The sequence below is a fragment of the Brevundimonas goettingensis genome (genome assembly GCF_017487405.1).
GTDB classification, from domain to species: Bacteria; Pseudomonadota; Alphaproteobacteria; order Caulobacterales; family Caulobacteraceae; genus Brevundimonas; species Brevundimonas goettingensis.
Map to the genome: position 1 here is coordinate 1,043,303 of NZ_CP062222.1, position 13,583 is coordinate 1,056,885.

Here is a 13,583-nt window from a genome sequence, read left to right on the forward strand (position 1 = left end):
CCGGAATCGTATAGGCATAGGGATCGGGAGCAGGAAATGGCGACAGCCCAGGATGACGGCCTCGACCAGGTCCGGCGTGATCTGATCGATCTGGTTTTGCGAGAAGCGGGCGGGCGCGTGGCAGCCGACCCGAAGTCTCCGGTCGCCCAGCTGCTGGCGGGCATCGTCCGGCGCGAGATGGCCGGCGCGGTCGAGGAACTGCGTCACGGCGGCGCCGTCATCGACAGCGAGGCCCTGGCCGACGCCATCGCCCGGCGCATGGGGACAGACCCGCGCGGGGCGGCGGATTTCCGTTCCGGTTCGACGCCCTCCGCCCCGAACCGCACGCGCGACATCATCCTGATCGGGGTCGCCGCCCTGCTGGCGGTGGCCATCTTCCTCGGCGGCTTCGCGTTGGGCGGAGGGCTGGAGAAACTGCAGCCGGCGCCGGCGGCGGTCCCGACGACCGTCCTGACCGATCCCAACGCCTTGCCGCCCACGACCACGGACGGGCTGACACCCTCAACCTCCACCGCTCCGGCCACCGGCGCGGCCACCACCGGTATGGCGACCCAACTGCAGGAGCGGCCCCGGTGAGCCAGACGGCCCGGGCGACGACCTTGGCGACGGCGGTCCTCGGCCCGGTCGAGAACGGCCGGGGCTACACCATCCTCGCCCAGTCGTCGGACCGTCCCGAGGTCGTGGCGACCGAGGGGATGCTGCGTCACTTCAGTCTGGCTCTCGCGGGCTGGGCCGACCGGCAGCCGTCGGACTGCGTGGTCATGTTTCCGCTGGACGCCTCGGGCGACATGTTCGCCGTGGCCCGCGTCGCCTTCCTCGGCGAGGCCGATCTGGGTACGGTGGCGATGGCCCATGTGGTTATCGTTCCGTCGGCGGCCATGCGGGCGCTGGACTGGCGCGCGCACAGGCTGCTGGCCCGGATCCCGGCCCCGACGGGCGAGGACGACCTGAGCTTCGCCGATGCCCCGCTGAGTCTGGATCTCGACGCCCTCGCCCGCGCCGAAGCGGGGCCGCGTCTCGCCTCCTTCGGCCTGGAGTGGGTCGATCAGGACATCGCCGTCGGCGCCGCCAGTCCCGAGGCCGTCCTTGTCGGCGCGGTCGAGGGCATGGACCCGCCCGAACAGCGTGCGCGGATCACCGGCTGGGCCACCTCCGGCGCCTTCACCCGCTCGGGCGCCTTCGATCCGGACGAGGCCTTCCGCCTGATCGTGCGTGGAGCCGGGGAGGGCGAGCCGCCCGCGAAATCCGCGCGTCACGCGGGCCGCCTGACCCAGGGCCAGATCGCCTCCCTGACACCCGCTGCCACGCCCGCCGCCCCGCCGCCCGCCTGGCGGGTCTGGACCGAGGTCGAGGGCGTCGTCCGCGCCACCGCCACCGGCCGGGATCTGGACTGGCAGCCGCGTTATGCCGACCACGCGCCGGACGCCGTCGCGGCCATCGCTATTCTGGAAGCCTGCCTCGATCTCGATCCGGTGGGCCGCGCTGCCCTTCTGGCTGCCGTCGCCGATCAGTCCGACCGCGCCGCCGATGGTCCCGACCTGCTCAAGGGCGCCGCCATCGCCCTCGGCCGTCTGATGGAGCAGCCCGGCGAGGCCGAGGGCGCGGCCTGGTATCTGAACGACTATGTCGAAGCCAATGCCGACCGGCCCGCCGCCGTGGCGCTGGTCGCCGGTCTTGCCTTGCGCGAGGGCGTCCTGCCGTGGATGTCGGCCCAGTCGCTGGACCTGCTGGCCTTCGCGGGGCTGGCCGACGGTCTGGCGGCCGAGACGGCCTATCCGTTGGACAGCCTGCCCGCGGCGACCCGGCTGCGTTTGCTCAAGGCCGCGATCCAGCCCGCCGGGGCGGCCGAACGGCGCCGGTTGACGGTGCGGCTGATCGGTCTGTGTCTGCCGGAACCGGGCGCCGGAAAGGTCTGCGCACAGGCGGTCGCCAGCCTGCTGGCCCTGCCGCCGGGCGCCGATGACGCGGCTCTGGCGACCCCGGCCGTCTATGATCTGCTCAAGGCCGGCGGCCCCGCCGTCCGCGCCGCCTATGCCGGGCGGGTGCTCTCGCCGATCCTGAGAAACGACATCCAGATGCCGAAACAAGCCTATGTTACGGCGCTGAAAACGGCGCTCCACGCGGTGAACGGAGGCGGACGCTGATGGCCGACAAGACCTGTCCGATCCACTTCATCTCCTATCCGGAACAGCTCGACGAATGCCCCTATTGCGTCGAGGTCCGGCGCGAGGAGGCGGCCAAGCCGCGCCCGCCCGAGGCCCCGGCGTCCGGCGAGGACCAGACCGCGCTTCTGGCCGGGATCGACGCCCTGGCGGCGGTCGGGGCCGAGGCCGCACCGGCGCCGGCCGCCCTCACGCCTGCCACGACGGATATGGTCGTGGTCCCGACCTTCGACAGCGCCCCCGGTGGCGATACCGTCGTCCTCGAGGCCGTGGTGGTCGAGACCGCCGAAGCCGCACCGGCCGACCCCGTCGCCGACCCGCTGGCCGACCCGGCCAAGGTCGCCGTCCGACCGCCGCCGCGTCGTCCCGCGCGCGGTCTGGCCGGGGTGCCCGAGCACGACCAGCCGGTCTCCGAAAACCTGCTCAACAGCTGGAAAAACGCCAACCAGAATGTGGTGGTGCTGCTGGGCTTCGCCTCGGCGGGCAAGAGCTGGTTCCTGACCCGGCTGAAGCACAAGCTGTTCCACGATCCGTGGTTCCCGCTGCGGTCCGAGCCCGCCTTCGCCGACCAAGGGGCGCGGGTCAGCCGTTCGAACAACATCTCCTCGCACAGCTTCCTGCCGGTCGGCGGGGCAGAAGGGGCGCACGCGGACGACCTGTTCCACATCATCGACATGCCCGGCGAGCGGTTCGAGGGGGTGGCGGGCATCGACCTGTTCGGCCGCCGCGAGGAGCTGCTGGCGCTGCAGGTGTGCAAGTCGGTGATCATCGTCCTGCCCGCCGACGAGGTGCTGCTGGCCGAGCGCGCCGCCGAACGCTACGCCCTGTGGGAGGACGACGTCCCGGGCAAGAGCCGCGTCCCGCGCGCCCAGCAGACGTTGGAGGCCCAGGCCCGTGAGCTGGCCAAATCCAACCCCCAGCTCGAGCGGTTCATCAAGACCCTGGGCCGGTTGCAGGACCTGCTGTCCCTGCTGGAGACCGGCGTCGACGTCGATGAGGTCATCGCCATGGGCCGCGACGGAGTCATCGCCCACGCCGCGACCGCCAAACGCCCGTCCAAGCCGGTCTTCATCGGCCTGGCCAAGGCTGACGTCATCAAGGACTACATCCGCGAGATACAGGACGCCTATGCCGACGGCGTGCCGGACAAGCCGGTCAATCTGCTGCACCTGCTGTTCAAGGACGCCGAGGAAGACCTGCTGGCGCTGGAGAAGTTTGACGACGATCCCCTGTCGACGGTGCGCCGGTTCCGGCGCGGGCTGGTCCAGTGCATGGAGGGCTTCCGCTGGTGCAAACTGGACTTCGTCACCGCCTTCGCCGAGTCCGAGGACCCGGCGCGCAGGAAGCGCGATCCCCTGCGCGTCGACTATTCCCGGCGCAGCTGGGGCGTGGTTCCGGTGATCCGCTGGATCCAGTGGGCCGGGCGGGGGCAGCAGCTGTCCAGCCAGGCCGACTGGGCCTTCATCTCCGCCGCCCGCGCCATCCGCCGCTTCCGTGACGACGGTCGCCTGACCCCGGTGAAGAGACGTAGCCTGTGACCGACGCTGCAGCCACCCCGACCCTGACCCAACGCCTGCGCCGCTGGCGCATGGACGGCATCGACATCGTCTTCGGCGAGGCCGACCAGAGGCCGGTCCAGGTGCTGGTCGCCGCCTTTGTGGTGATCTGGCTGATCGTCGCCGTCTGGCTGACCGGCTTCCCCTCGCCTTGGGGCGGGGAGCGCGGCGCCATGGTCATCCCGGCGGGCGCCGAGAGCGACGAGGGCCTGGGCGCCGCGGCGGGCAACTCCGCCTTCCAGTGGGCCGAGTTCCTGCGCGGAGACGGGGAGGCTCCTGAGGGCCTGCCTCCGTTCCCGGCGGGTCCCGGGCAGGAGCGGGACTGGCTGGACCGCCACGTCTGCGGCCCCTTCTCCAAGGCCCAGTCCAACCCTGTCAGCCGTGCCGCCGTCGCCTATCGCATCAGTGAATCCAATGGTCTGTGCCAAGGTTTTGACAAGACGCTTGATCAGGCGCGGCTGGCCCGGACCTTCGGGGCGGGCGCCGGCGCGATCCTCGGCGGCCTGATCCTGGCCCTCTTGGCGGTCGGGATGGGGGTGGGTGTCTATGCCTTCGCCCGGGTCCGCGACGCCTATCGCCGCCTTTATGTCTCGCATCACCGGCCGGATCCGGAGAGCCGATGACCGGCTGGCTGGGGGTCGTCTTTTCCGCCCTGTTCCTGGCGGCCGTCTGGGCGATCTGGCGGGCGTCGGACCGGTCGCGGCCGATGACGCCCTGGCTGGTAGGGCTGGGCGTCGCCATCGCCCCCGCCCTTGTCTGGGCCAGCCTGATCGACGGCGCGCTGAACGGCCGGTTCGGCGACATGCATCTGTCGCTCAGCCGGCTGACGGTCGACGTCACACGAGGAAGCCTCAGCATCGGCGGCGGCCCCGACGACGACCTCTTCATCCGCGGCGCCTCGCCCTCGGTCGTGACCATCCCGCGTCAGGCCCCCGGCAAGGGCGCCGTCCTGATGGAGGTCCCTGAGGCCCCGGCGCCCAACCCCGTCGGCGAGACCCTGTCGGTCGCGGCGGTCCGGCACGGCGGATCCTATGACGTCATCGGGGCGCAGGACTTCGACCCCGGCATGGCCGTCTGCCTGAAGGGCTGCGAGGCCCCGGACGCCGTCTGGTATCGCTTCGAACGCGGGCCCTTCCATTTCGAGCAGGACGGGAAGGCCGGACCGGCCCTGCCGCAGCGCCGCGCCTTCGGCCTGGCGCCGACGGTGTCGTGGAAGCCGTCCCAGGCCATCCATCCCCTGAACCGGGTTCTGCCCGGCGCGCCCGCGACGCATGGTTTCGTCTATCAGACGGGCAAGCTCTTCGGCGGCTGGAAGATCGTCCTGCTCGATCCGAAGGCGCGCCTCGGCAAGGTCGAGGGCGGGCAGGTCGTCCCGTTCCCGACGCCCAAGCCCGAACCCATCCCGGTCGATCAGGCCCGCGCCCTGTCGATCTGGGACATCCGCACCTACAACGCCGTCGATCCGGGCGATCCTCTGGGGCGGTTGCAGGAACGGCGCGAGATCGCGCTCGGCCAGTCCGGCACGGTGCTAACGGCCGCCCTGTCGACCCCTGCGGTGGAACGGGTGGGGCGCTGCCCGAGGAACGGCTCGCCCTCGCCGGTGGCGCCCGACTTCCCCGTGCTGGGCGGCGACCTGTCCAACGCCCTGACCCAGGATCTGCCCTATCCGGAGCCGGCCCATTGCGCGGAACTGGTCTCGGGGACCTTCCGTCTGACCGACCCGGTAGCGGTGGGCAAGGCGGCGGAGCTGCGGCTGGACCGGCTAGGCGGGCCCTGGATCCTCGGCTGGCTCAGCCTCGCCTGGGCCGTGGTGGTGCTGGCCGTCTGGGGCGAGGACTGGCGGGGCGAGAGCGGCGGCAAGCGGCGCCTGCACTGGATGCTGTTCGTCGCGTTGCAGGCCCTGCTGGCCATGCGGATGCTGACCGCCTTCGCCGGCCTCGTCGCCGATCCGGAGCTGGCGGGCGGGATCACGGTCGTGGGGGAAGCGGGCCTCGCCTATGTCGCCATGACCGGCCTGTTCCTGCTGATGGCGCCGCCGACGCAGGGGCGGGCGCTGCGGCTCGCCCTGGTTTTCGGCTTCATGCTGGCGGTCAGTCTGGCGCTGCACCTGTGGATGGGCGGGCCGTTCTGGAGCCCGACGCCCGGCGGCCTGTCGCTGTTGGCCACGGCGGGTGTTCTGGCCCTCAGCGCCCTTCAGGCCTGGGGCGCGACCGAACGGGGCGCCGACCTCGTTCAGAACCTGCAATCCCGTGCTCAAGGCCTTGTTCCTGAACTCCTCAGGAACCGCACCGTCGACTGGAAGACCGTCCTGCCGACGACCGGGATCGTGCGCGGTCTGCTGGGTCTGATGTCGATCAAGGAGCGGCTGCCGGTGCTCGGTTTCGCCGTCAGCGCCCTCTATACGCCCGCCCTGATCCTCGGCTTTTCGAGCCTGATGGCCGAGGGAGCGAAGGCGTCGGGGCGTCAGGCGATCCGGCTCGGGCTCGCCTTCTGCCTGTCGCTCGGGGTGCTGTTCGTCCTGCTGCCGGTGGGGGTCAAGGACAACGGCTATGCCCTCGTCGGCATCCCGATCATGGTCATGGCGGCCATGGGGGTGTGGGAGCGTCGCCGCCGCGCGACCGACGGCGAGGCCCGGCTGGCCGCCGCCGCCTGGGCCGCGCCCCTGTGCGGCGCCGTGCTGATGGTCTTCGCCGCGCTCGTTGTCTTCCAGGCGCCCGCCGCGGCCTCGCCCGAGGATCTGGCCCGCGCCGCCGTCTCGGCCTCGGACCAGCCCGCCCTCGACATCCTGTCCCGCGCCGGCGCCTACAGCCAGAACCAGCTGCGCCTCTGGGCCTTCGGCTCGCCCGATCAGGTCGAGCGCTACGGGTCGTGGGAGGCCGAGAACCTGCGCGTCTGGTCCCAGCACCTGTCCGACTATACCGCGACCCTGTTCGGCCGGGGCTGGCTGGCGCCGGTCAATCTGAGCGTACTCAAGCCGGTCCAGCTGAACGACAATGTCTCGACCATCCACATCATGGCTCCCTACGGCCGGTTCGGGGCCGCGGCCCTGCTGCTCTGCCTCGGGGTGCTGGCGGCGGCGGCGGCGCGGGCGACCCGGCCTGACGTGGCGGGCGAGCCGGGGCAGGGGCGGATCCTCGGCCTGATGGCCCTGTGGATCCTGTTCGGGGTCGGCGCCTATGTGGTGCTGGCCAATCTTCAGCTGGCGCCCTTCACGGGCCGCAACGTCTATCTGCTGGCCGCCGCCTCCGACAGCGACCTGCTGGAGGGGATGACCCTGTTCTTCATGGCCTGGTTCGGCCTGACGGCGCTGCGTCCTTCCACGCCTGAAGACGAGGTCGTCTGATGGCCCGTGGAAAGTCCCTGATCGCCGCCGGCAAGAAGAAGGCCGCCGCCGCCGCCGAGGCTCTGGCGGCCAAGGCTGCCGCGACCCCGCCGCCGCCCGGATCGCCACAGGAGCCGCCGCCCGAAGCCCCGCGCGGCCCGACGATCCCGCGTGTGTCCCTGCCGTCGTCGCGCCTCGCGCCCGGCTGGATCGTGGGCTTCGTTTTCGTTCTGCTGATCGTCGGCGCGCCCTGGATCCGGGAGCTGATGGGGCATCCGCGCTCGGACATCCACGCCGTGCGTCAGGCCGACGCCTACAACGCCCTGATCAACGATCTGGTGCTCAAGCGCGGCTGGCTCGAGATCAAACAGCGTCCCGACGGCGAGGTGCGCATCCAGCCCTCGGCCCTGGCTCCCGGCGATGCCGAGGGCTGGAAGGCGTTCGTGCGCAGCTCCTATCTGCGCGTCGACATGACCGAGCCCGGCCGCTGGCTGTTCGACGACGACCTCGGGCGCGGCGCCCGGCTGACCGAGATCGATCCCACGGCGCACCAGGTGCTCGGCCCCTATGCCGGGACCCTGCAATGGCGCGGCGACATCCAGTTCCGCACCGGCTCCTCGGGCGGGGCGTCGCTGAGGCGCGTTGGCGAGACTCGGGCCTTCCTGTTCCGCCCGGCGCGCGGCGCCTCCGAGGGCGGGCTGACCACGGCGACACTGAACCTGTTCAAGCCGGAGGAGGGGGAGGGGCAGTCGCTCTGGCCGCGCCGCTACCGCTTCGTCGACGAGAAGGAGGTCGCCGACGTCATCGCCCTCGACAACCAGAACGCCCTGGTGCGCGTCATCGGCGGCTCGCCGGTCGTGGTCACCGTCGCCGGGGTCGAGGCCTCGGCCGGGCCGGGCGAGGTCCAGTACTTACGCCTGCCCGCCGACCGCGATCTGGTCTTTACCCGGGGCGAGCGGGCCGAGCGCTTCGTCTATGAGGTCGCGGCGCCGACCGTGTCCCGCTTCGAGGCCGTCAGCGGCCAGAGGCTGCGCGCGCCCGGTCTGGAAAGCTTCGCCCGTTCGCTGGAGCCCGCCGTCACCCGCCGCGACGACCGGCCGATCGTCGTCACCCTCGACCAGCGTCTCCAGTCCGAGGCCGAGAGCCAGCTCCACGCCATTGTCGACCAGCTTGCCCCGGCGCCCGCCTTCCGCTCGGCGGTGACGATGATGGACGGCATGACCGGCGAGGTTCTGGCCATCGCCAGCCTGCCCGTCGCGACGGCGGACCAGCAGGACGACACCCGCGGCCGCCACCGCTTCACCACCTCGAACCACAATTTCGATCTGATGCCCGTGGGCTCGGTGGCCAAGGCGCCGTTGTCGATGGCCATCCTCCAGACCTTCCCGGCCCTGGCGACGCTGGAGGTGCGGCCCGGCGCGCCCGGCTTCCGCGAGCTGCTGGGCGTCGATCTGGGCACCCGCCGCGCCGACGGCATGGCCTTCTCCGACACCGTCTCCGGCCCTGCCTGGATGAACTTCACGCGCTTCCTCGAGGCCTCCAGCAACAAATATGCGGCGGCCTTGATGCTGCTGTCGCTCAGCGACGATCCGACGAAGCCGGACCAGAGCCTGCCGGCCGCGCCGACCGACTGCTACCGCATCTCGGGCGCCCAGCGTTGTCAGCTTCCGGTGACGCCGATCCTGTCCGGCCAGCCGCGCGGGGAGTTCGGCATCGTCCCCGACATGGCCCAGCAGCGCGCCGTGCCCTGGGCGCTGGAGCTGACCCGGCTGTTCGGCGTCCAGGCCGAGTTCGACCGCGAGACGCCGCGCCGCGACACCTCCGTCTGGCAGGCCAAGGCCGGCGGGGTGAACCTCGACAGCCCGGCCTTGCAGGCGTTGGGGCTCGAGCGCGAGTCGCTGGGCCTCAACGTCATCCACGACCTCAAGGGCGACTATCTGATGAGCACGCTCGGCGGCGGGCGGTCGCGCTGGTCGACCCTTCGTCTGGCCGAGGTGTTCTCGCGCATGGTGCTGCGGCGTCAGGTCGAGGCGCGGTTCCTGATCGACGCCGAACGCCCGCCGCTGCAGCCGCTGATGATCCGCGACGAGGCCTGGAAGCCGATGATGACCGGGCTGCGCGCCGTCGTCGGTCCGGGCGGCACGGGCCATGAGATCAAGCTGCCGACCGCGCCCGAGGGGCAGGAGTACCGGATCTTCGCCAAGACCGGCACGCCCAACGTCGACCGTCAGCAGGCCCTGAACCCCGTCGATCTGACCATGATGGCGCTGGCCGCCTATGACTGCGGGCTCAAGTGGGACACGCGCGAGCGCCAGCTGACCCTGGCCGACCAGTCGGGCACGACCTCGGGCCTCCGTCGCGCCCATGAGCGGGTCAAGCCGATCTGCCGCACGGTCATCGACGGCGTCGGTGTCGCCGCCCTGACCCAGGCCTTCCAGCGCATCGACCGCATGGGATCGGGCGGCTCAGCGCCCTCGGCCCTGCAGGTGGATCGTGAGACCGGCCGGGTGCTGGGCGTCTCGCCCGACGCGGGCTTCGATGCGGAGAAGGGCCACGCCATCGCCCTGGCCATCGCCCGCTATGAGGTCGGGTCCTCCGATGACCGGCCGCTGCGCGCCCTGACCGTGGCCATCAATGTCCAGCAGCGCAGCGACGCCATCCACAACCCCGCCACCAAGGTCGCGGCCCTGCTGGTTCAGGATCGCGCCGTGCTCGACTGGCTGGCGCAGGATTCTCCCAACCGGGTGATCGGCTGATGGCGCGGAAGTCCGTCATCGCCGCCGCCCGTCCGAAGACCGGCTCGACACTGTGGCGCGTCCCGGCGGTAATCGCCGTGCTGGCCCTGCTGCTGATCGTCATGGGGCGGTGCGCGGGGCGGACGGTCGATCTCCAGGAGCGCAAACAAGGCGCGGCCGTCACCGTCGACGCCACCGGCATCCAGACCTGGGCCCAGTTCTTCGCCTGCTATCCGCTGCCCGACGCCTATGTGAAGGTCGCCGTCATGCGCCAGTATGCCTCGGGAGACGAAGCTGGCCGTCCGCCCAGCCGGGTCCGCATCCCGCTGGAGGCTGACGGCAAGGCGATTTCGGCTTCGGAGGCCGGCTGGCTTACGGCCCTGCGGACGGAGACCGTCGTCTGTCCGGTGACGCCCAAATAGGGCCAGATCGGACAGGGGGCTCGCCAAGCCGGCGTCGCTTCTCCAGACTGCACCCGATTCCGCGACCCCGCGTTAAGAAGGGTCGAATGTTCCCTCTGGAGGGTCTGTCTTGAAGTGTATCGTGCTCGGAGCCGGCGTCATCGGGGTGACGACGGCCTGGTATCTGGCGAAGCAGGGCCATGAGGTCACGGTCATCGAACGCCAGCTGGGGCCGGCTCTGGAGACCAGTTTCGCCAACGCCGGACAGGTTTCGCCCGGCTATTCCTCGCCCTGGGCCGCGCCCTCGATTCCGAGGAAGGCGCCGCGCTGGCTGATGATGAAGCACGCGCCGCTGATCCTGCGGCCCGCCGTCAACTGGGACATGATCACCTGGGGCGTGGCCATGCTGCGCAACTGCACTTCGACCCGCTACGCCCTGAACAAGGAGCGGATGGTTCGTCTGGCCGAATACAGCCGCGACCAGCTCGACGCCCTGCGCGGCGAAACGGGCATCACCTACGACGGCCGTCAGCAGGGCACGCTGCAGCTCTTCCGCACCGACAAACAGCTCCACGACGTCGACAAGGACGTAAAGGTGCTCAAGGCCGAGGGTGTGCCGTGTGAGGTGCTGGACCCCGCCGGCTGTATCGCCGCCGAGCCGGGTCTGGCCCGCTCCGACGTGCCCTTCGTCGGTGGCCTGCGTCTGCCGCACGACGAGACGGGCGACTGCAACCTGTTTACCGTCCGCCTGGCCGAGATGGCCGCCGAGGCGGGCGTGGTCTTCCGCTTCAACGAGACGGTCAAGCGGGTGAACGTGGACGCTGGCCGGATTACCTCGGTCATCACCGATCAGGCCGAGCTCAGCGCCGACTCCTATGTCCTGGCGCTCGGCAGCTATTCGACGGCCATCGCCCGGTCGATCGACCTGCGCCTGCCGGTCTATCCGGTGAAGGGCTACTCCATCACCATGCCGATCGTCGACGAAGCCGGCGCGCCGGTCTCAACCGTCATGGACGAGAGCTACAAGGTCGCCATCACCCGCCTAGGCGACCGCATCCGGGTCGGCGGCATGGCCGAGCTTTCGGGCTTCAGCCACGACCTGCCGCCGGCGCGCGAGCGCACGCTGAAGCATTCGGTGTCCAGCCTCTTTCCCGGGGCGGGCGACCTCGACGCCGCCCGCTTCTGGACCGGCCTGCGCCCGATGACGCCGGACGGCACCCCGGTGGTCGGGCCCAGCCGCATCGCCAATCTGCACATCAACACGGGCCACGGGACCCTGGGCTGGACCATGGCCTGCGGTTCTGCGCGGGTGCTGGCCGACCAGATCAGCGGCAAACGCCCCGAGATCGAGACCGCCGACCTGGCCATCAGCCGCTACGCCTGAACAGGCTCCGGAGCCTTGGCGCGCGCCTGAGCCGCCGCCCGGGCGCTGGTCGCCGCCGACAGCAGGGCCTTGACCGAGGCCGTGGCCACGTCGGCGTCGATGCCCACGCCGAACCAGGTCGCCCCGTCCGCGCCCTTGCACTCGACATAGGCCGCGGCCTGCACGTCGGAGCCGTGGCCGATGGCGTGCTCCTGATAGTCGGCGATCTCCAGATCGATGCCGACGCCTTCGCGCAAGCCATCCAGCACGCTGGACATCAGGCCGTTGCCGCGCCCGCTGACCGTATGCTCCTGACCGTCCAGGCTGATGCGGCCGACGAAGTGGCGCGACCCGCCGGTCACCGCCCCCTCCTGATAGTCGATCAGGCGCAGGGGCTGCGGGCTGTTCAGATGATAGGCGGTCTGGAAGGCGCTCCAGATGTCGGCGGCGTTCAGCTCGCGGCTGGTCTGGTCCGCCATCTCCTGCACGTGACGGCTGAAGTCGGCCTGCAGGCGCTTGGGCAGTTTCAGCCCCTTGTCCTGCTCCAGGATCCAGGCGACCCCGCCCTTGCCCGACTGGGAGTTGACCCGGATCACGGCCTCGTACGAACAGCCGATGTCGGCCGGATCGATGGGCAGATAGGGGACGTCCCACATCTGGTCGTTGCGCGCCGCCTGGGCCGCGAAGCCCTTCTTGATCGCGTCCTGGTGACTGCCCGAGAAGGCGGTGAAGACCAGTTCGCCGGCATAGGGATGGCGCGGGTGGACCGGGATCTGGTTGCAGTATTCGACCGTCTGGACCACCTCGTTGATGTCCGAGAAGTCCAGTTCCGGATCAACGCCTTGCGTGTACATGTTCAGCGCCAGGGTCACGAGATCGACGTTTCCGGTCCGCTCGCCGTTGCCGAACAGACAGCCCTCGACCCGGTCGGCGCCGGCCATGATCGACAGTTCCGCCGCCGCCACGCCCGTGCCCCGGTCGTTGTGCGGATGGACCGAGATGATCACGCTGTCGCGCCGCGAGATGTTGCGGCCGAACCATTCGATCTGGTCGGCATAGACGTTCGGCGACGCCGCCTCGACCGTCGCCGGCAGGTTCAGGATCAGCGGCCGATCCGGCGTCGGCTGCAGGATGTCCATCACCGCCTCGCAGCACTCGACCGAGAAATCCAGCTCGGCGGTGGAGAAGGTCTCGGGGCTGTATTCGAAGCGCCAGTCGGTGTTCGGACGTCGCGCCGCCTGATCGCGCAGCAGCTTGGCCGCCGTCTCGGCGATGCCCTTGATCTCGGGCCGCTCCAGTCCGAAGACGATGCGCCGCCAGGCGGGCGAGACGGCGTTATAGACGTGGACCACGGCCTGTTTGGCCCCGTCCAGACTGTCGAAGGTCTTCTCGATCAGGTCCGCGCGCGCCTGGGTCAGGACCTGGGGCATGACGTCGTCGGGAATGGCCCCGCGATCGACCAGCGACCGGATGAAGTCGAACTCGGTGGCGCCCGCGGAGGGGAAGCCGACCTCGATCTCCTTGATGCCGATCTTCACCAGCAGGTCGAAGAAGCGCTGCTTCTTCTCGGCGTTCATCGGGTCGATCAGGGCTTGGTTGCCGTCGCGCATGTCGGTCGACAGCCAGCGCGGGGCCCTGGTGATCGTCTTGGAGGGCCAGGTGCGATCGGAAATGTCGACCTGGGGGAAGGGGCGGTATTTTACGGACGGATCGCGCAGCATCGGGGCGCGTCTCCTCATATTGGAAGTGGTCTGGACAGGTTACGGCGCGGGTAGAGCCGCCGGGCGCAGATCAGGCGCGGCGGCTGCCGATAAGTCGCGCGTCAAGCCGAAGCGGCAGGCGGCGAAATTGCGTCGAGTGACAGACCATCCGGCTCCTATAGCGAAGAATCATCGCCTTGGCTTGTGCCTTGGGTAAAAAAATGCATGCCGAACGGAATTGTCCTTCTGGCGGGCGCGAGAAACCGAGCAGCGTCTGGCCCTCAACCCTTTCACCGCTCATCCCGACGAAAGTCGGGATCCAGATGCAAACACCGGGTCCGCCG

Annotated in this window: 9 protein-coding genes; 8 read left to right on the top strand and 1 reads right to left on the bottom strand. The window is 70.3% G+C overall.

The annotated features are described in order from the left end of the window. The first annotated feature begins 36 nt into the window (after nucleotides 1–36). The 8 genes from IFJ75_RS05190 (at nucleotide 37) to IFJ75_RS05225 (ending at nucleotide 11,560) form a co-directional block, all read left to right on the top strand. The gene (locus IFJ75_RS05190; protein ID WP_207931568.1) at nucleotides 37–576 is read left to right on the top strand and encodes a hypothetical protein; all 540 of its coding nucleotides are present in this window, start codon (nucleotides 37–39) and stop codon (nucleotides 574–576) included. After that, on the top strand, nucleotides 573–2,144 hold the full coding sequence (locus IFJ75_RS05195; protein WP_207931569.1) for a hypothetical protein: 1,572 nt from the start codon (nucleotides 573–575) through the stop codon (nucleotides 2,142–2,144). The genes IFJ75_RS05190 and IFJ75_RS05195 overlap by 4 nt, the downstream gene beginning before the upstream one ends. Then, a complete protein-coding gene (locus tag IFJ75_RS05200; RefSeq protein WP_207931570.1) occupies nucleotides 2,144–3,700 on the top strand; it encodes a hypothetical protein in 1,557 nt (518 codons plus the stop codon). Before IFJ75_RS05195 ends, IFJ75_RS05200 begins: the two co-directional genes overlap by 1 nt. Further along, nucleotides 3,697–4,341 carry a hypothetical protein gene (locus IFJ75_RS05205; protein WP_207931571.1) on the top strand — a complete coding sequence of 215 codons (645 nt, stop codon included), beginning with the start codon at nucleotides 3,697–3,699 and terminating at the stop codon, nucleotides 4,339–4,341. The genes IFJ75_RS05200 and IFJ75_RS05205 overlap by 4 nt, the downstream gene beginning before the upstream one ends. Further along, the gene (locus IFJ75_RS05210) at nucleotides 4,338–7,061 is read left to right on the top strand and encodes a hypothetical protein (protein ID WP_207931572.1); all 2,724 of its coding nucleotides are present in this window, start codon (nucleotides 4,338–4,340) and stop codon (nucleotides 7,059–7,061) included. The genes IFJ75_RS05205 and IFJ75_RS05210 overlap by 4 nt, the downstream gene beginning before the upstream one ends. Then, a complete protein-coding gene (locus IFJ75_RS05215; protein ID WP_207931573.1) occupies nucleotides 7,061–9,796 on the top strand; it encodes a penicillin-binding protein 2 in 2,736 nt (911 codons plus the stop codon). Before IFJ75_RS05210 ends, IFJ75_RS05215 begins: the two co-directional genes overlap by 1 nt. Continuing rightward, nucleotides 9,796–10,197, top strand: coding sequence for a hypothetical protein (locus tag IFJ75_RS05220; RefSeq protein WP_207931574.1), 402 nt, complete (start codon nucleotides 9,796–9,798; stop codon nucleotides 10,195–10,197). Before IFJ75_RS05215 ends, IFJ75_RS05220 begins: the two co-directional genes overlap by 1 nt. 109 nt (nucleotides 10,198–10,306) lie before the next feature. Further along, a complete protein-coding gene (locus IFJ75_RS05225; protein WP_207931575.1) occupies nucleotides 10,307–11,560 on the top strand; it encodes a D-amino acid dehydrogenase in 1,254 nt (417 codons plus the stop codon). On the opposite strand, the gene leuA is transcribed toward IFJ75_RS05225, so the two are convergent. Then, entirely contained in the window at nucleotides 11,551–13,260 is a 1,710-nt protein-coding gene (leuA, locus tag IFJ75_RS05230; protein ID WP_207931576.1) for a 2-isopropylmalate synthase, read from the bottom strand. The two genes, IFJ75_RS05225 and leuA, sit on opposite strands and share 10 nt — an antisense overlap. Nucleotides 13,261–13,583 lie beyond the last annotated feature (323 nt).

Excerpts from the sequence above, each read along its gene's own strand:
- IFJ75_RS05190 (WP_207931568.1), top strand. The coding sequence starts at position 37 with ATGGCGACAGCCCAGGATGACGGCCTCGACCAGGTCCGGCGTGATCTG.
- IFJ75_RS05200 (WP_207931570.1), top strand. The coding sequence starts at position 2,144 with ATGGCCGACAAGACCTGTCCGATCCACTTCATCTCCTATCCGGAACAG.
- IFJ75_RS05210 (WP_207931572.1), top strand. The coding sequence starts at position 4,338 with ATGACCGGCTGGCTGGGGGTCGTCTTTTCCGCCCTGTTCCTGGCGGCC.
- IFJ75_RS05215 (WP_207931573.1), top strand. The coding sequence starts at position 7,061 with ATGGCCCGTGGAAAGTCCCTGATCGCCGCCGGCAAGAAGAAGGCCGCC.
- IFJ75_RS05220 (WP_207931574.1), top strand. The coding sequence starts at position 9,796 with ATGGCGCGGAAGTCCGTCATCGCCGCCGCCCGTCCGAAGACCGGCTCG.
- leuA (WP_207931576.1), bottom strand. The coding sequence starts at position 13,260 with ATGCTGCGCGATCCGTCCGTAAAATACCGCCCCTTCCCCCAGGTCGAC.